Origin of the sequence: Citrobacter sp. MGH105 (assembly GCF_001037485.2) — a bacterium.
GTDB lineage: Bacteria > Pseudomonadota > Gammaproteobacteria > Enterobacterales > Enterobacteriaceae > Citrobacter > Citrobacter portucalensis.
Genome location: NZ_CP073048.1, coordinates 4,466,833 through 4,483,216, shown reverse-complemented (window position 1 = coordinate 4,483,216; position 16,384 = coordinate 4,466,833). Strand labels below are relative to the sequence as shown.

Below are 16,384 nucleotides of genomic sequence, written 5' to 3'. Positions count from 1 at the left end.
CAGGTGGAGGATATCAACCCTCCGCCTGAATCTTTTGATTAATTCGAGGTGATAATTATGGGTGAATGCTATTCATCGGTAATGGATTTTCTTTATCGGGTGTCAATGTGGATTGCCGGTATCGCATTATTGGTCATGGTCGCCATTATCCCCATTGGCATATTCGCGCGTTATGTTCTGAATAACGCCCTGTCATGGCCTGAACCCGTCGCTATTCTCTGTATGGTGACATTCACCTTTATTGGCGCGGCGGTGAGCTATCGTGCAGGCTCGCATATCGCGGTGAGCATGGTGATTGACCGTCTGGGGGATGCTTCCCGCCGTTATTGCTCGGTAATCGCTGACGTTATGTTGGTGGCGATAAGTCTGTTCATTCTGTGGTACGGAACCAATCTCTGTCTTGAACTGTGGGACCAGCCTGTGGCGGAATTCCCGCTTTTAAGCGCCGGGCAAAACTATCTTCCGTTGCCGATAGGCTCTGCCATAACGCTGCTGTTTATCGCTGAAAAGATTTTCCGTGGTCCGCAGTACCAACGTCCCGTTGTCATGCTGGGATCGACCAGCTAGTTACCGCCCCCATTTCAGAAAGGAAAGCAGATGGATGCATTTATTCTCGTCTTTACGCTCGGCATTATGCTGGCGATTGGGGTACCGGTAGCGTACGCAGTTGGCATTAGCGCCATCATTGGGGCCTGGTACATAGATATTCCACTGGAAGCGGTAATGATCCAACTGACCAGTGGGGTGAATAAGTTTTCGCTGCTGGCGATCCCATTCTTTATTCTGGCCGGGGCTATTATGGCCGAAGGGGGAATTGCGCGGCGACTGGTGAACTTTGCCTATATTTTTGTTGGTTTTATCCGCGGCGGACTGTCGCTGGTAAATATTGTGGCATCAACCTTTTTTGGTGCTATTTCCGGATCGTCGGTGGCTGATACCGCGTCCATTGGTTCGGTAATGATCCCGGAGATGGATAAAAAAGGTTATCCGCGTGACTTTGCCGCAGCGGTAACGGCCAGCGGTTCGGTGCAGGCGATTCTTACGCCGCCCAGCCATAACTCGGTTATCTACTCGCTGGCAACCGGTGGAACGGTGTCGATTGCCGCGCTGTTCATCGCCGGGATCCTGCCGGGGCTGCTGTTAAGCCTCAGCCTGATGGTGATGTGCGTGGCTTTTGCGCACAAGCGCGGTTATCCAAAAGGAGAACGTGTACCGTTTCGCCAGGCACTGAAGATTTTCGTTGATACGCTGTGGGGCCTGATGACCGTTGTGATCATCATGGGCGGTATCCTGTCAGGTATCTTTACCGCAACGGAGTCTGCGGCAATTGCCTGCCTGTGGGCCTTCTTTGTCACCATGTTTATCTATCGTGACTATAAATGGTCTGAGCTGCCGAAGCTGATGTTCCGCACGGTGAAAACGGTCACTATCGTCATGATCCTGATAGGCTTTGCCGCCGCGTTCGGTGCTGTCATGACTTATATGCAGTTGCCGATGCGTATCACTGAAGCCTTCACCAGCATCTCGGACAACAAATACGTCATCCTGATGTGTATTAACATCATGCTGCTGCTGATCGGTACGCTGATGGATATGGCACCGCTGATCCTCATTCTGACGCCGGTTCTGCTGCCGGTGACCAACGCGCTCGGCATTGATCCGGTTCATTTTGGCATGATCATGCTGGTGAACTTAGGGATCGGCCTGATTACGCCGCCGGTAGGGTCGGTGCTGTTTGTGGCCAGTGCGGTGAGTAAACAGAAAATAGAGCAGGTGGTGAAGGCGATGTTGCCATTCTACCTTGTGCTATTCCTGGTGCTGATGCTCGTGACGTACATTCCGGCGATTTCGCTGTTCCTGCCGAAACTGTTTGGTGTGATGTGATAAATGCCCGGTGGCGCTCGCGCTTACCGGGCCTACAAACTACGCTTGCGTAGGCCGGATTACGCGAAGCCGCCATCCGGCACAAGCAGATTTAGCGACGAACGGCGATCGCTTCAATCTCGATTTTCACGTCTTTCGGCAGACGGGCAACTTCTACGCAAGAACGCGCAGGGAAGGTCGCGTTGTGTTCGGTGAAGAACGCTTCGTAGGTCGCGTTTACAGTTGCGAAATCGTTCAGGTCTTTTACGAAGACGGTCGTTTTTACGATGTCGCCCACTTTCAGGCCTGCTGCTTCAACGATAGCTTTTACGTTTTCCAGCGACTGACGTGCCTGAGCGGACACGTCTTCCGCTACGGCACCGGTTTTCGGATCGACCGGGATCTGACCGGAAGTGATTACCATGCTACCCAGGTCAACGCCCTGAACGTATGGGCCGATTGCTGCTGGTGCATTTTCCGTCGCGATAGTCTTGCTCATGATTTCTCCTGAATTACAGCGGTAGTAGAATGTTCCCGCTCATTATAGGGAGCCGGGATCTCATAACCAACCCCAATTAGTTGGCCAGCACCACATAATGCGAAAACTCTTTTTCACAGTATTTGCATTTGAGTGCGATGTCATCAGCACGCTTTTTCACTGCAAAACTGGAGGAAACCGGCTCAGCATGGCTGATACAGTTGCTGTTCGGGCAAACCAGTACATTGTCGATACGCTCAGGCAGGCTCGGACGAGATTTACCCACCACGTCGTAATCGTCAATGCGGTTTACCGTTGCCTGCGGGGCGTACAGGGAGAGCTGGTTTACCTGCTCATCGGTCAGGAACGTGTTTTCAATTTTAATCAGGTCCTTACGGCCCATCTCGCCTGACGGCAGGTTCAGACCGATGGTGATACGCTGGTCGGTTTCCGTCAGTTTGAACAGCGTCAGCAGCTTAAAACCAACCTGTGCGGGAATATGGTCAATCACGGTGCCACGTTTGATGGCTTCAACCTGCAGTTTGTTATCGTGTGTCATCTCTTTTTCTCCCTTACAGTGCCAGTTCGCTATTCAATACCAGTGCCAGTAACGCCTGGCGGGCGAAGATGCCGTTGCCAGCCTGCTGGAAATACCAGGCGTGCGGCGTCTTGTCGACGTCGGTGGTGATCTCATCGATACGCGGCAGCGGATGCAGTACCTTCATGTTTGCTCTGGCGCCGTTCAGATCGCTGGCGCGCAGAACAAACTGCGCTTTCACGTTGGCGTATTCGGACGGGTCCAGACGCTCTTTTTGTACGCGGGTCATATAGAGGATATCGACCTCCGCCATCACCTCTTCAATAGTGCCGTGCAGGCTCCAGGCGATACCTTTTTCATTCAACATATCCAGAATGTATTGCGGCATCGCCAACGCGTCCGGGGCGATGAAGTAGAAACGGTTACCTTCGAACTTCGCCAGCGCCTGGGTCAGGGAATGGACGGTGCGGCCATATTTCAGGTCACCCACCATGGCGATGTGCAGATTGTCCAGGCGACCCTGAGTTTCCTGAATGGTGAACAGATCCAGCAGCGTTTGGGTGGGATGTTGGTTGGAGCCGTCGCCTGCGTTCAGTACCGGAACGTTACCGGAGAACTCCGTAGCCAGGCGCGCGGCGCCTTCCTGCGGATGGCGCATTACGATGGCGTCGACATAGGTGCTGATGACGGAAATAGTGTCGGCCAGCGTTTCACCTTTTTTGCCCAGAGAGGTATTGCTGCTGTCAGAGAAACCCACCACGCTGGCGCCCAGGCGGTGCATGGAGGTTTCAAAGGATAAACGGGTGCGGGTTGAGGCTTCAAAGAAGCAGCTGGCGATAACCTTATGCTTTAACAGCTCCGGCTGTGGGTTAGCTTTTAATTTCGCCGCTGTTGCGAGGACCAGATTGAGGTCATCGCGGCTGAGGTCGTTTATGGAAATGATGTGTTTTTGATAGAGCGGGTTAGCCATGTTTATCTCCTGACGCCTGGGCAAAAAAAAAGCCCCTCAATTGAGGGGCTCGGAATGGGTGATCAACGGAAAGAAAAACGGCAGGCCAGCGTCCTTTTTCAGACGCGGTAAGACAAAATGTCGTACACACTGAACCATACATCCTCCCGGCAAATTGTCCGCGATTATACTCAGCTCCGTTATGGGATCAAGCGAAAAATGCACAAATTATTCATCGCAAACGATTCTCATGAATATTCATTCACCCTGAATGCCAAACAGCAACAATGAGATAAACATGCGTTGACGCAAAATATCGGCAAATAGCAGTAGTATGGCAGACCGTTTTTTCGTATAACAACTAAAATGAAACGATGTTTTAATTAAGGGGTTTAAGATGATTGTCGGCAATATTCACAACCTGGATGCCTGGCTGCCGGAAGAGCTGCGTCAGGCGATTGAACACATTAAAGCGCATGTGACGGATGAGACGGAAAAAGGTAAGCACGACATCGACGGCGATCGCCTGTTTTATCTGATTGCTGAAGATATGACGGAGCCGTTTGCACAGCGCCGCGCTGAGTATCACGCGCGCTATCTGGATATTCAGATTCTGCTCAAAGGTCAGGAAGGCATGACCTTCAGCACGCAGCCTGCGGGCGCGCCGGAAACTGACTGGCTGGCGGATAAAGATATCGCTTTCCTGCCGGAAGGAGTACAGGAAAAAACGGTGGTGCTGAACGAAGGTGATTTCGTGGTGTTCTATCCGGGCGAAGTGCATAAACCGCTGTGCGCGGTCGGTGCACCAGCGCTGGTACGCAAAGCCGTGGTGAAAATGCGGGTGGCATAAGCGTATTTGCCGGGGGGCGGCTTCGCCTTGCCCGGCCTACGGGAGCGCTATTGTAGGCCGGATAAGATGCTTAGCATCGCCATCCGGCATTCTTTTCATCCATGCCCTCACTTCGCCAGCGTCGCCACCATCACCGCTTTGATGGTGTGCATCCGGTTTTCCGCCTGATCAAATACGATACTGGCGGGGGATTCAAAGACCTCATCGGTCACTTCCATTCCACCGTGCAGACCATATTCCTGTGCCATCTGTTTGCCAAGCGTGGTTTGATCGTCATGAAACGCGGGCAGGCAGTGCAGGAATTTCACCTGCGGATTGCCGCTCAACGCCATCATCGCGCTATTAACCTGGTACTTACGCAGCAGCGCAATACGTTCGGCCCACTTCTCTTTTGCTTCGCCCATTGATACCCAGACGTCGGTATAGATGAAGTCCGCGTCTTTCACGCCCGTGGCGACATTTTCGGTCAGCGTAATATTGCCGCCGTTTTTCTGTGCCAGCGCTTTGCACTCCGCAACCAGACTTTCTTCCGGCCAGCAGGCTTGCGGTGCGACCAGACGCAGATCCAGCCCGGTTAACGCGGCGGCTTCCAGCATGGAATTGCCCATATTGTTGCGGGCATCACCGGTGTAGACCAGCGTCATCTCATTAAACGCTTTACCCGGCAGGTGTTCCTGCATAGTTAACAGATCCGCCAGCAGCTGAGTGGGATGAAACTCGTTGGTTAATCCGTTCCACACCGGAACTCCGGCATATTCCGCCAGCGTCTCGACAATCTCCTGACCGTGGCCCCGATACTGAATACCGTCGTACATGCGGCCGAGCACGCGGGCGGTGTCTTTGATCGACTCTTTATGGCCAATCTGGCTGCCGCTTGGCCCGAGGTATGTCACGCGCGCGCCCTGATCGTATGCGGCAACTTCGAAAGAGCAACGGGTACGGGTTGAGTCTTTTTCGAAGATGAGCGCGATGTTTTTACCGGTGAGCTTTGCGGCTTCAGTGCCGTTTTTCTTATCAGCCTTCAGCTGTGCGGCGAGCTGAAGCAGTGACGTGAGTTCAGCAGAGGTGAAATCAAGCAGTTTCAAAAAATGTTTCTGATAAAACGCAGACATGGTTCCCTCACATGGCTTAGGCCATTTATTGAATTAAAATTCAATTTATATGTATGTTTATTCATTTGCAACCTTGTTTAACAAATCTTTCCTGGAAAGGTGGAGGCAATGACAGCGGTATGTGACAATAAGAGTATCGGCAGGACATTATGAGGAACGAGCCATGGCAAACCCGGAACTACTGGAAGAACAGCGTGAAGAAACGCGCTTGATTATTGAAGAGTTACTCGAAGATGGCAGCGATCCAGACGCGCTGTACACCATTGAGCATCACCTTTCCGCGGATGACTTCGAAACCCTGGAAAAAGCGGCAGTAGAAGCCTTCAAGCTGGGTTATGAAGTGACCGAGCCGGAAGAGCTGGAAGTGGAAGAAGGCGACACGGTTATTTGCTGTGACATTCTGAGCGAATGTGCACTGAATGCGGAGTTGATCGATGCTCAGGTTGAGCAACTGATGAACCTGGCCGAAAAATATGATGTGGAATACGACGGTTGGGGCACCTATTTTGAAGACCCGAACGGTGAAGAAGGTGAAGACGGCGACGATGAAGACCTCGTCGACGAAGATGATGACGGCGTGCGTCACTAAGTCATCAACTGACCTGCGGTAGCCCAGGCTGCCGCAGGCCAAGGACAATGTATGGATTACCTGCAAATACTCTCCCCGATCCACAACTTCCTGCACTGTAAAACGCCCCAGGCCTGGCTTGATAAAGCGCGAGACCCGGCGAATCTCCCACTGTTATTGACCGATCACCTCGTCTGTGAGCTGAAAGCGGCGCAAACGGCGATGCTGCTGGTGCGTAAGTATGTCGCAGATAAACAGGGATCGCAGGCGCTGCTGGACTGGCTGAAACCCTATGAAGCGTTTGCTTTCAGAGAAGGGGATGAGCCGGATTTTATCGCGCTGAATAAACAGATAAGCAAAAGCGTGATGCCGCAAACCGACGACCCGTGGGGACGCAAGCTTATCGACAGCATGGTTTTGCTGATCAAAGAAGAGCTGCATCACTTCTGGCAGGTGCGTGAGGCGATGATGAGCCGCAACATTCCCTATATTAAGATTACCGCCAGCCGTTACGCTAAAGGCATGCTCAAAGAGGTACGCACCCACGAGCCGCTGACGTTAATCGATAAACTGATTTGCGGGGCTTATATTGAGGCGCGTTCCTGTGAACGGTTCGCCGCGCTGGCACCGTATCTGGATGACGATTTGCAGGCGTTTTATCTGTCGCTGCTGCGATCCGAGGCCCGACATTATCAGGATTACCTGGCGCTGGCGCAGCAGGTTTCAGCCGATGATATCAGTAGCCGGGTGCGGTTTTTTGGCGAAGTAGAAGCCGCGTTGATCACCTCTCCTGACGATGAATTCCGCTTCCACAGCGGTGTGCCAGCTTAATTCCTTTCTTTGACGCGCGGTGTCCATCGCCGCGCGGATTAATCCTTCCTCTTTCTGTTAGCAAAATCTGGTGGCTGGAAATCGCTCGCTGCTGCCGTAATAATCAAAACACACGAAGGGGAAATATATCCCCGTAACAGAGATGATTTGGCATAAGGATGGTTAATGAACTGGGCACACGTATTGTTGGCAGGTTATATCGGGGCGGTGATTGCTATCGTCGTCGGCATGTTTCGCAAAAAAGGCTGGCTGGGCAAGATCTCCGGCGCGGTGGTTTTTGTGGTGGCGATCATCGCGTGGAATCTGTTTGATGTGCACTACCTGATCCCACGCGAAAGCCCGGATTATGGTCTGACCGAAGAGCAGCAATTTGAAAAGGCGATGCTCTCCAATCCGGCGTTTCAGGTGATTAAGGAGCAGGAACCTGAGCTGACACAAAAAATTATCAGCCAGGCAGCGCAGATGAAGAAAGCAGGGAGTAGCGAACAGCAGGTTATCGACGCGATACAACCACAAATTCTTCAGTTGCAAATGGCAAGATTGCAGCAGGCGCCAGATGCCAATGTCATTGAATATATGAAGATTAACCTTGAGCAGATCGCTGCTGTGGCCAAAATCGGTGATGACGAATGCTTCCGCTTTCTGTTTCCGGCAGTGAAAGGGGGGATTAACCCGGCACGTCTGGTTCCGCATGAGATCATGAACCGTCGTATGGCGAGTGATATGAGTATGATGCGTGCTGCCTATGGTCCGAACAAACATACGGTCACGGCAGAAGAGAAACAGCTGGCGTTGCAGGATCTGCAAGCAATAAGCCCTGGGTTAGTACAGCGCTATGGGCCGGATATTCAGATCATGGCCGATCCGACTAAAGCGATCGGCAAAGAGAAGATTGCCTGTGAGATAGTGCAGGATCTCTGGTCACAGGTGCTGAAGCTGCCAACCGCCCGCGCGGCTGGCGTTATTCGACTGATGCTCTCAGCCGAGATGCAGTAACGCGGCTAAAGCCTCTCGGCGTAAGGTCAGAGGGGCTTTAACATTCGCACTTCACAATCCACGTGCCCGGTACAGCCCAGCGCTTCGCTGATATGCTCAAAGCCTAAATGCTCATACAGGCGGATTGCCTCAGTCAGAAACGCTGTGGTCTCCAGATAGCACTGTTTAAAACCCTGCTCGCGGGCATGTTCGAGCGCCATCAATGCCAGCTTTTTCGCCAGCCCCTGACCGCGCGCGCTCGACAGGAAGTACATCTTTTGCAGCTCGCAAATGCCTGGTTCACTACATCCTAACGGCGCAACGCCGCCGCCGCCCACGACTTCACCATTTTGCTCAACCACCCAGTAGGCCGCGCCCGGCTGGCTGTAAACCTGGAACAGTTCGTCCAGATTAGGGTCGGCAACGGTATAGCCCTTATCGGCGGTAAGCCCGTATTCAGCGGAAACTTTGCGGATAACACGGGCAATGGCGGCGTTATCATCGGCAGAAATTCGGCGCAGCGTTGCCGCGACGGAGGTAATGGCACTCATAGCGAACTCATGACATAAAAGTGAGACATATGCAGTTAATACCACTGCGGTGAGGGGAAGCGCAAGCGAGGATAATTCAATAAAAAGCCTCTGAGCATATGCGTCAGAGGCTTTATCGTCTGTGGTGTCGGATGCGCTACGCTTATCCGACCTACGATGACGGTGCCCGTTTGCCGGATAAGCTCAGCGCTATCCGGCATAGGCAATTACAGCGCGGCGATGACCGCCTGCTGTTCAATCAGCTTCGCTTTGGCTTCTGCGTAACCGTCCAGCTTCTCACGCTCTTTGGCGATAACTGCTTCCGGTGCGCGGGCAACGAAACCTTCGTTGGAAAGTTTGCCTTCGATACGGGCAATCTCGCCTTCGATTTTCGCCACTTCTTTCGCCAGACGTGCCAGCTCATCTTCTTTGTTGATGAGGCCAGCCATCGGGATCAGCAGTTCGGCACCGTCGATGATTTTGGTCACGGAGACCGGACCTTTGTCATCGGCTGGCAGCACGGTAATGCTTTCCAGACGTGCCAGGTTCAGCAGGAAGCTGCGGTTGTCGTTCACACGACGCATCGCATCAGCGCTGCAACCACGCAGCAGCAGCTCCAGCGGTTTGCCCGGGGCGATGTTCATTTCCGCACGGATGTTACGTACGGCGACGATCGCCTGCTTCAGCCATTCGGTATCGGCCAGCGCCGCTTCATCAACCTGCGCTGCGTTATATTCCGGGAACGGCTGCAGCATGATGGTATCTGCAGTGTTGCCACAAATCACTTTCACGCGCTGCCAGATGGTCTCGGTGATGAACGGAATGATTGGGTGCGCCAGGCGCAGCAGACCTTCCAGCACGGTAACCAGCGTATTGCGGGTGCCGCGCAGTTCAGATTCGGAACCACCGTTCATGACCGGCTTGGTCAGCTCCAGATACCAGTCGCAGAACTGGTTCCAGGTGAACTCGTACAGAATGCCCGCGGCGATATCGAAGCGGAAGTTATCCAGCGCTTCGCGGTACGCTTTGATGGTCTGGTTGAATTCAGCGAGGATCCAGCGGTCCGCCAGAGACAGGGTCATTTCGCCGCCGTTGAAGCCGCAATCCTGATCTTCGGTGTTCATCAGCACGAAGCGGCTGGCGTTCCACAGCTTGTTACAGAAGTTACGGTAACCTTCCAGACGCTTCATGTCCCAGTTGATATCGCGACCGGTAGAGGCCAGCGCTGCCAGGGTGAAACGCAGGGCGTCGGTGCCGTGCGGCTCGATGCCGTCCGGGAACTGCTTCTCGGTACGCTTGGCAATTTTCTCAGCCAGCTGTGGCTGCATCATGTTGCCGGTACGTTTCTCCAGCAGTTCTGCCAGAGAGATACCGTCGACCATATCCAGCGGGTCAATCACGTTGCCCTTGGATTTGGACATCTTCTGGCCTTCGTCGTCACGGATAAGACCGGTCATGTAGACGGTCTTGAACGGAACCTGCGGCTTGCCGTTTTCATCTTTGATGAAGTGCATGGTCATCATGATCATGCGGGCAATCCAGAAGAAGATAATGTCGAAGCCGGAAACCATCACGCTGGTTGGGTGGAACTGACGCAGCGCATCGGTGTTTTCCGGCCAGCCCAGCGTAGAGAAGGTCCACAGTGCAGAAGAGAACCAGGTATCGAGAACGTCTTCGTCCTGGCGCAGTGCAACGTCGGCGCCGAGGTTGTTTTCCTGACGCACTTCGTCTTCGGTGCGGCCAACGTAGACATTGCCGTCGTTGTCATACCATGCCGGGATACGGTGGCCCCACCACAGCTGACGGGAAATACACCAGTCCTGAATATCGCGCATCCAGGAGAAGTACATGTTTTCGTACTGCTTCGGTACGAACTGGATGTCGCCGTTCTCAACCGCTTCAACCGCCGGTTTCGCCAGCACGTCGGCACGGACGTACCACTGGTCGGTCAGCATCGGTTCGATAACCACACCGCCACGGTCGCCGTAAGGTACGGTCAGGTCGTGCGGTTTAATTTCTTCCAGCAGGCCCAGGGCATCAACGGCGGCAACCACCGCTTTACGCGCAGCAAAACGTTCCAGCTTCTGGAACTCAGCCGGGATTTCATTGGAGTAAACGTCGGACTCTTCGCCTTTGGTGTCGTACACTTCCGCGGTTTCGCGGATGTCGCCGTCAAAGGTCAGAATGTTGATCATTGGCAGGCCATGACGTTTCCCGACTTCGTAGTCGTTAAAGTCGTGCGCCGGGGTGATCTTCACGCAGCCGGTGCCTTTTTCCATATCGGCGTGTTCATCGCCAACGATCGGAATGCGGCGGTTAACCAGCGGCAGGATAACGAATTTGCCAATCAGATCTTTATAGCGCGGATCTTCCGGGTTAACGGCTACGCCGGTATCACCCAGTACGGTTTCCGGACGGGTGGTGGCGACGACCAGGTAATCTTTACCGTCTGCGGTTTTCGCGCCGTCAGCCAGCGGATAGCGGATGTGCCACATGGAGCCTTTAGACTCGCGGTTTTCCACTTCCAGATCAGAAATAGCGGTGCGCAGTTTCGGGTCCCAGTTGACCAGACGCTTGCCACGGTAGATCAGATCTTCTTTGTACAGGCGAACAAAGACTTCTTTCACGGCATTGGAAAGACCTTCGTCCATAGTGAAGCGCTCGCGCTCCCAGTCAACGGAGTTGCCGAGACGGCGCATCTGACGGGTAATGGTGCCGCCGGATTCCGCTTTCCACTGCCAAATTTTGTCGATAAACGCTTCGCGACCGTAGTCGTGACGGGTTTTACCTTCTTCAGCGGCAATCTTACGCTCAACCACCATCTGGGTAGCGATACCCGCGTGGTCGGTACCGGCCTGCCACAGGGTGTTTTTACCCTGCATGCGCTGGTAGCGAATCATGGTATCCATGATGGTTTGCTGGAAAGCATGACCCATATGCAAACTGCCGGTGACGTTCGGCGGCGGGATCATGATGCAGAAGGACTCTTTGCTTTCATCGCCGTTAGGTTTGAAATAGCCCTGCTTTTCCCAGTGCTCGTAAAGCGGCTGTTCGATATCTTGTGGGTTGTATGTCTTTTCCATTATTTCCAGGTTGCCGTATTCAGGTTAAAACCAGCCACGCGGTAAGCTTTGTAGCGATCGCGTGCCGATTGTTTCAAAGAATCTTCGTAAGGAACGAAGTCTATCACTTCTGTGAAAGCGGTGGCAAAATCTGCAAAGCCAACGCGCAAACTGATGAGCAGGTCGCGCGGGCTGCTATTGCGTTTCTCCGGCCAGGCAATCTCTACCGGCGCGCCGCCTCTGGGGCCTTCTCCCGCCAGATTATGCGGAACAAAACTTTCTGCCGGTCTCGCCCACAGAGCTTCATCCAGTCGAAGAGCCTGCTTTTCGTTTTCACAGGCGATCAGCACGCGCTTGCCAGCACGCCAACGTTCTGCGGCAATTTCACACACCAGTTGTTCAACGGCGCTTAAGCCATCGACGGTGTTGTCATTGTCCAGAATATAGAACGTTGCGTTTCTCATGATATGGGGCTTCTTGTTGTGGATTTAAATGCAAAGCCGGGTGGCGCTACGCTTACCCGGCCTACGGTTGAGTGACGTTGTAGGCCGGGTAAGGCGAAGCCGCCACCCGGCGTTTTACATCACTCTTCGCCGTTAAAACCGGCACGATTGAGCAGGAACTGCGACAGCAGCGCGACCGGACGACCGGTTGCGCCTTTGGCTTTCCCTGAACGCCATGCGGTACCAGCGATATCCAGGTGCGCCCAGTTGTACTTACGGGTAAAGCGTGACAGGAAGCAGCCCGCGGTAATGGCACCGCCAGGACGTCCGCCGATGTTCGCCATATCCGCAAAGTTGGACTCTAACTGCTCCTGGTATTCATCACCCAGCGGCAAACGCCACGCGCGGTCACCAGCCTGCTCGGACGCACCGATCAGCTCATGCGCCAGCGGGTTGTGGTTCGACATCAGGCCGGTGATGTGATGGCCCAGCGCAATCACGCACGCGCCGGTCAGGGTCGCGACGTCAATCACTGCTTCTGGCTCAAAGCGCTCGACGTAGGTTAACACGTCGCACAGCACCAGACGGCCTTCGGCATCCGTATTGAGCACTTCAACAGTCTGTCCAGACATCGTGGTCAGCACGTCGCCTGGGCGATACGCGCGGCCACCCGGCATGTTTTCACAGCCCGCCAGCACGCCGACAACGTTGATGGGGAGCTGAAGCTCAGCCACCATGCGCATCACGCCGTATACCGCTGCTGCGCCGCACATGTCGTACTTCATCTCATCCATGCCTTCGGCTGGTTTGATGGAGATACCGCCGGAGTCAAAGGTTAACCCTTTACCGACCAGCACGATCGGACGCGCGTCTTCGGACGGATTGCCTTTGTACTCGATGACCGACATCAGCGACTCGTTCTGCGAGCCGTGACCGACGGCCAGATAAGAGTGCATGCCCAGCTCTTTCATTTGTTGCTCGCCGATTACACGGGTCACAACATTTTTGCTGTAGCTGTCTGCCAGCTGGCGCGCCTGAGAGGCCAGGTAGGCGGCGTTACAGATGTTCGGCGGCATGTTGCCAAGATCTTTTGCCGCTTTAATGCCGGCGGCGATCGCCAGACCGTGTTGGATCGCACGCTCACCGCTGGTCAGCTCGCGGCGGGTCGGCACATTGAAGACCATTTTACGCAGCGGGCGACGTGGCTCGCTTTTGTTGGTCTTCAGTTGATCAAAGCTGTACAGCGTTTCCTGTGCCGTCTCAACGGCCTGACGCACTTTCCAGTAGTTATTGCGCCCTTTGACGTGCAGCTCAGTCAGAAAGCAGACGGCTTCCATTGAGCCTGTATCATTCAGGGTATTGATGGTTTTCTGAATGACCTGCTTGTACTGGCGCTCATCAAGTTCGCGCTCTTTGCCACAACCAATAAGGAGAATTCGCTCAGACAGAACGTTAGGAACATGGTGCAGCAACAGGGTTTGACCCGGTTTGCCTTCCAGTTCGCCGCGACGCAGCAGTGCGCTGATGTACCCGTCGCTGATCTTGTCGAGCTGCTCTGCAATCGGAGAGAGGCGGCGTGGTTCAAAGACACCCACGACGATGCACGCACTCCGCTGTTTCTCCGGGCTACCGCTTTTTACACTGAACTCCATGCACTACGCTCCTGAATCTTAAAGACAACGGCGGTGGCTACGGATAGAATTGCAAGCTTTCGTAACTCATACCCGCTGTTGCGGTGACTTCGTGTTAATCTTAACGTTATTACGGCATTGGCACGTCAGAACAATTTCTGAGAGGTGGATCCGTTGAGTATAATGATCTTAGCGACGATTTCGACGACTCAAGAGAATAAATGACGTTTAAGCCATGAAACAAGCTAAATTCCGGCAAAAGACGGGTTTTTACGGGCGTATTTAAAGTGATAATCATAAGATATCTGGTTCGGGAAACGCTCAAAAGCCAACTTGCGATCCTATTCATCCTGCTTTTGATCTTCTTTTGTCAAAAGTTGGTCAGGATCCTTGGTGCGGCGGTTGACGGTGATATCCCGGCAAATCTGGTGCTCTCGCTGCTGGGGCTGGGCGTGCCAGAAATGGCGCAACTTATCTTGCCCTTAAGCCTGTTCCTCGGGCTGTTGATGACGCTGGGCAAACTGTATACCGAAAGCGAAATTACGGTCATGCACGCCTGCGGGCTGAGCAAGGCAGTGCTCGTGAAAGCGGCGATGGTGCTAGCGCTGTTTACCAGTATTATTGCGGCGGTCAACGTGATGTGGGCCGGGCCGTGGTCCTCCAGACATCAGGACGAAGTCCTGGCGGAGGCAAAAGCGAACCCCGGTATGGCGGCGCTTGCTCAGGGGCAATTCCAGCAGGCGACCAACGGCAGTTCGGTGCTGTTTATCGAAAGCGTTGACGGCAGCAACTTCAAAGACGTGTTCCTCGCGCAAATCCGCCCGAAAGGCAACGCTCGTCCTTCGGTCGTCGTAGCCGATTCCGGACATCTTACCCAGATGCGTGATGGCTCTCAGGTCGTGACGCTGAACCAGGGGACGCGCTTTGAAGGTACCGCGCTGCTGCGCGATTTCCGCATTACCGACTTCCAGGATTATCAGGCGATTATTGGTCATCAGGCCGTGGCGCTGGATCCAAACGATACCGATCAGATGAACATGCGTACGCTGTGGACGACCGACACCGATCGTGCCCGCGCGGAGCTAACCTGGCGTATCACGTTAGTATTCACCGTATTTATGATGGCGCTGATGGTCGTACCGCTGAGCGTGGTGAACCCGCGTCAGGGGCGCGTGCTGTCGATGCTGCCAGCAATGCTGCTCTATTTGCTGTTCTTCCTGGTTCAGACGTCGCTGAAGTCGAACGGCGGTAAAGGTAAGCTGGATCCGGTGTTCTGGATGTGGACGGTTAACCTGGCGTATCTGGCGCTGGCGATTGTGCTTAACCTCTGGGATACGGTGCCGATGCGCCGCTTGCGTGCCCGTTTTATGCGTAAAGGAGCGGTATAATGCAGCCTTTTGGTGTACTTGACCGCTATATCGGTAAAACCATTTTCACCACCATCATGATGACGCTGTTCATGCTGGTGTCGCTCTCCGGGATCATCAAGTTCGTTGACCAGCTGAAAAAAGCCGGGCAGGGGAGCTACGATGCGATGGGCGCCGGGCTGTATACCCTGCTCAGTGCGCCGAAAGATATCCAGATCTTCTTCCCGATGGCGGCGCTGCTGGGTGCTTTGTTGGGTCTGGGCATGCTGGCCCAGCGCAGTGAACTGGTGGTGATGCAGGCTTCTGGCTTTACCCGTATGCAGGTGGCGTTGTCGGTGATGAAAACCGCGATTCCGCTGGTGCTGCTGACGATGGCTATCGGCGAATGGGTCGCGCCACAAGGCGAACAGATGGCGCGTAACTACCGTGCGCAGCAGATGTACGGCGGCTCGTTGCTCTCTACCCAGCAGGGGTTGTGGGCGAAAGACGGTGACAGCTTTGTCTACATCGAGCGGGTGAAAGGCGACGCAGAGTTAGGCGGGATTAGCATCTACTCGTTTAACGACAAGCGCCGTCTGCAGTCTGTACGCTACGCTGCGAGCGCGACGTTTGACCCGGAACAGAAGGTCTGGCGTTTGTCGCAGGTGGATGAATCCAACCTGACCGATCCGAAGCAAATCACCGGCTCGCAAACGGTGAGCGGCACCTGGAAAACCAACCTGACACCCGACAAGCTCGGCGTTGTGGCGTTGGATCCTGACGCGCTGTCGATTAGCGGTCTGCATAACTACGTGAAGTACCTGAAGTCGAGCGGCCAGGATGCCGGACGCTACCAGCTCAATATGTGGAGCAAAGTCTTCCAGCCGCTGTCTGTAGCGGTCATGATGCTGATGGCGCTGTCGTTTATCTTTGGTCCGCTGCGTAGCGTCCCGATGGGCGTGCGCGTGGTGACAGGGATTAGCTTTGGCTTTGTGTTCTATGTGCTGGACCAAATCTTTGGCCCGCTGACGCTGGTGTACGGCATTCCGCCGATTATCGGTGCGCTGCTGCCAAGCGCCAGCTTCTTCCTGATAAGCCTGTGGCTGATGCTGCGTAAGTCGTAATCACAGTAATCGTAGGCCTGATGGCGTTGCGCTTTTCAGGCCTACTCCGGACCCGTAGGCCGGATAAGGCGTTTACACCGCCAT

At 54.2% G+C, this 16,384-nt stretch carries 19 protein-coding genes; 9 read left to right on the top strand and 10 right to left on the bottom strand.

Annotation, left to right across the window (positions count from 1 at the left end; translation table 11 throughout):
- The first annotated feature begins 57 nt into the window (after positions 1–57).
- Complete coding sequence (locus tag SK35_RS21480; protein ID WP_020996255.1) at positions 58–567, top strand: TRAP transporter small permease; 510 nt, start codon at positions 58–60, stop codon at positions 565–567.
- A gap of 30 nt (positions 568–597) precedes the next feature.
- Complete coding sequence (locus SK35_RS21475; RefSeq protein WP_003830349.1) at positions 598–1,884, top strand: TRAP transporter large permease; 1,287 nt, start codon at positions 598–600, stop codon at positions 1,882–1,884.
- 91 nt (positions 1,885–1,975) lie between these two features.
- On the opposite strand, the gene ridA is transcribed toward SK35_RS21475, so the two are convergent.
- The 4 genes from ridA to pyrL all read right to left on the bottom strand — a co-directional run bounded on the left by ridA (position 1,976) and on the right by pyrL (position 3,987).
- Complete coding sequence (gene ridA / locus SK35_RS21470; protein WP_000047544.1) at positions 1,976–2,362, bottom strand: 2-iminobutanoate/2-iminopropanoate deaminase; 387 nt, start codon at positions 2,360–2,362, stop codon at positions 1,976–1,978.
- Between the two features lie 76 nt (positions 2,363–2,438).
- A complete protein-coding gene (gene pyrI, locus SK35_RS21465; protein ID WP_003025816.1) occupies positions 2,439–2,900 on the bottom strand; it encodes an aspartate carbamoyltransferase regulatory subunit in 462 nt (153 codons plus the stop codon).
- Between the two features lie 13 nt (positions 2,901–2,913).
- Positions 2,914–3,849 (bottom strand): aspartate carbamoyltransferase, encoded by a 936-nt coding sequence (gene pyrB / locus SK35_RS21460; protein WP_003025818.1) that lies wholly within the window; start codon positions 3,847–3,849, stop codon positions 2,914–2,916.
- 36 nt (positions 3,850–3,885) lie between these two features.
- Positions 3,886–3,987 carry a pyr operon leader peptide gene (pyrL, locus tag SK35_RS21455; RefSeq protein WP_003025819.1) on the bottom strand — a complete coding sequence of 34 codons (102 nt, stop codon included), beginning with the start codon at positions 3,985–3,987 and terminating at the stop codon, positions 3,886–3,888.
- Between the two features lie 238 nt (positions 3,988–4,225).
- Here pyrL and SK35_RS21450 point away from each other — a divergent pair, with 238 nt between their 5' ends.
- Complete coding sequence (locus SK35_RS21450) at positions 4,226–4,678, top strand: YhcH/YjgK/YiaL family protein (protein WP_048215052.1); 453 nt, start codon at positions 4,226–4,228, stop codon at positions 4,676–4,678.
- A gap of 107 nt (positions 4,679–4,785) precedes the next feature.
- On the opposite strand, the gene argF is transcribed toward SK35_RS21450, so the two are convergent.
- The gene (gene argF / locus SK35_RS21445) at positions 4,786–5,790 is read right to left on the bottom strand and encodes an ornithine carbamoyltransferase (protein ID WP_048215051.1); all 1,005 of its coding nucleotides are present in this window, start codon (positions 5,788–5,790) and stop codon (positions 4,786–4,788) included.
- A complete protein-coding gene (gene argL / locus SK35_RS27160) occupies positions 5,760–5,855 on the bottom strand; it encodes a putative translational regulatory protein ArgL (RefSeq protein WP_373371225.1) in 96 nt (31 codons plus the stop codon). The genes argF and argL overlap by 31 nt, the downstream gene beginning before the upstream one ends.
- Before the next feature lie 98 nt (positions 5,856–5,953).
- Here argL and rraB point away from each other — a divergent pair, with 98 nt between their 5' ends.
- The 3 genes from rraB to SK35_RS21430 all read left to right on the top strand — a co-directional run bounded on the left by rraB (position 5,954) and on the right by SK35_RS21430 (position 8,185).
- Entirely contained in the window at positions 5,954–6,379 is a 426-nt protein-coding gene (rraB, locus tag SK35_RS21440; protein WP_003025845.1) for a ribonuclease E inhibitor RraB, read from the top strand.
- Positions 6,380–6,430: 51 nt separating this feature from the next.
- Positions 6,431–7,189: a tRNA isopentenyl-2-thiomethyl-A-37 hydroxylase MiaE gene (gene miaE / locus SK35_RS21435; protein WP_008786061.1), complete on the top strand. Its 759-nt coding sequence runs from the start codon at positions 6,431–6,433 to the stop codon at positions 7,187–7,189.
- Positions 7,190–7,354: 165 nt separating this feature from the next.
- On the top strand, positions 7,355–8,185 hold the full coding sequence (locus SK35_RS21430) for a hypothetical protein (RefSeq protein WP_032942198.1): 831 nt from the start codon (positions 7,355–7,357) through the stop codon (positions 8,183–8,185).
- Positions 8,186–8,211: 26 nt separating this feature from the next.
- Here the strand turns inward: SK35_RS21430 and SK35_RS21425 are convergent, their stop codons facing one another.
- From SK35_RS21425 to pepA, 4 genes are all read right to left on the bottom strand, one after another.
- Positions 8,212–8,715 carry a GNAT family N-acetyltransferase gene (locus SK35_RS21425; RefSeq protein WP_003830259.1) on the bottom strand — a complete coding sequence of 168 codons (504 nt, stop codon included), beginning with the start codon at positions 8,713–8,715 and terminating at the stop codon, positions 8,212–8,214.
- 206 nt (positions 8,716–8,921) lie between these two features.
- Complete coding sequence (locus tag SK35_RS21420; protein WP_048215050.1) at positions 8,922–11,777, bottom strand: valine--tRNA ligase; 2,856 nt, start codon at positions 11,775–11,777, stop codon at positions 8,922–8,924.
- Positions 11,777–12,220, bottom strand: coding sequence for a DNA polymerase III subunit chi (holC, locus tag SK35_RS21415; RefSeq protein WP_003830256.1), 444 nt, complete (start codon positions 12,218–12,220; stop codon positions 11,777–11,779). The genes SK35_RS21420 and holC overlap by 1 nt, the downstream gene beginning before the upstream one ends.
- Before the next feature lie 119 nt (positions 12,221–12,339).
- Positions 12,340–13,851 (bottom strand): leucyl aminopeptidase, encoded by a 1,512-nt coding sequence (gene pepA / locus SK35_RS21410; protein ID WP_003025870.1) that lies wholly within the window; start codon positions 13,849–13,851, stop codon positions 12,340–12,342.
- Positions 13,852–14,004: 153 nt separating this feature from the next.
- Between pepA and SK35_RS21405 the strand changes: the two genes are divergently transcribed.
- From SK35_RS21405 to lptG, 3 genes are all read left to right on the top strand, one after another.
- A complete protein-coding gene (locus tag SK35_RS21405; protein WP_212723231.1) occupies positions 14,005–14,055 on the top strand; it encodes a hypothetical protein in 51 nt (16 codons plus the stop codon).
- Positions 14,056–14,117: 62 nt separating this feature from the next.
- Positions 14,118–15,218 (top strand): LPS export ABC transporter permease LptF, encoded by a 1,101-nt coding sequence (gene lptF / locus SK35_RS21400; RefSeq protein WP_032942200.1) that lies wholly within the window; start codon positions 14,118–14,120, stop codon positions 15,216–15,218.
- The gene (lptG, locus tag SK35_RS21395; protein WP_008786067.1) at positions 15,218–16,300 is read left to right on the top strand and encodes an LPS export ABC transporter permease LptG; all 1,083 of its coding nucleotides are present in this window, start codon (positions 15,218–15,220) and stop codon (positions 16,298–16,300) included. The genes lptF and lptG overlap by 1 nt, the downstream gene beginning before the upstream one ends.
- The last annotated feature ends 84 nt before the right edge of the window (positions 16,301–16,384 follow it).

What these genes read in the sequence shown, in the direction of transcription:
- SK35_RS21480 (WP_020996255.1), top strand. Translation starts at nt 58, where the DNA reads ATGGGTGAATGCTATTCATCGGTAATGGATTTTCTTTATCGGGTGTCA.
- SK35_RS21475 (WP_003830349.1), top strand. Translation starts at nt 598, where the DNA reads ATGGATGCATTTATTCTCGTCTTTACGCTCGGCATTATGCTGGCGATT.
- ridA (WP_000047544.1), bottom strand. Translation starts at nt 2,362, where the DNA reads ATGAGCAAGACTATCGCGACGGAAAATGCACCAGCAGCAATCGGCCCA.
- pyrI (WP_003025816.1), bottom strand. Translation starts at nt 2,900, where the DNA reads ATGACACACGATAACAAACTGCAGGTTGAAGCCATCAAACGTGGCACC.
- pyrB (WP_003025818.1), bottom strand. Translation starts at nt 3,849, where the DNA reads ATGGCTAACCCGCTCTATCAAAAACACATCATTTCCATAAACGACCTC.
- pyrL (WP_003025819.1), bottom strand. Translation starts at nt 3,987, where the DNA reads ATGGTTCAGTGTGTACGACATTTTGTCTTACCGCGTCTGAAAAAGGAC.
- SK35_RS21450 (WP_048215052.1), top strand. Translation starts at nt 4,226, where the DNA reads ATGATTGTCGGCAATATTCACAACCTGGATGCCTGGCTGCCGGAAGAG.
- argF (WP_048215051.1), bottom strand. Translation starts at nt 5,790, where the DNA reads ATGTCTGCGTTTTATCAGAAACATTTTTTGAAACTGCTTGATTTCACC.
- argL (WP_373371225.1), bottom strand. Translation starts at nt 5,855, where the DNA reads ATGAATAAACATACATATAAATTGAATTTTAATTCAATAAATGGCCTA.
- rraB (WP_003025845.1), top strand. Translation starts at nt 5,954, where the DNA reads ATGGCAAACCCGGAACTACTGGAAGAACAGCGTGAAGAAACGCGCTTG.
- miaE (WP_008786061.1), top strand. Translation starts at nt 6,431, where the DNA reads ATGGATTACCTGCAAATACTCTCCCCGATCCACAACTTCCTGCACTGT.
- SK35_RS21430 (WP_032942198.1), top strand. Translation starts at nt 7,355, where the DNA reads ATGAACTGGGCACACGTATTGTTGGCAGGTTATATCGGGGCGGTGATT.
- SK35_RS21425 (WP_003830259.1), bottom strand. Translation starts at nt 8,715, where the DNA reads ATGAGTGCCATTACCTCCGTCGCGGCAACGCTGCGCCGAATTTCTGCC.
- SK35_RS21420 (WP_048215050.1), bottom strand. Translation starts at nt 11,777, where the DNA reads ATGGAAAAGACATACAACCCACAAGATATCGAACAGCCGCTTTACGAG.
- holC (WP_003830256.1), bottom strand. Translation starts at nt 12,220, where the DNA reads ATGAGAAACGCAACGTTCTATATTCTGGACAATGACAACACCGTCGAT.
- pepA (WP_003025870.1), bottom strand. Translation starts at nt 13,851, where the DNA reads ATGGAGTTCAGTGTAAAAAGCGGTAGCCCGGAGAAACAGCGGAGTGCG.
- lptG (WP_008786067.1), top strand. Translation starts at nt 15,218, where the DNA reads ATGCAGCCTTTTGGTGTACTTGACCGCTATATCGGTAAAACCATTTTC.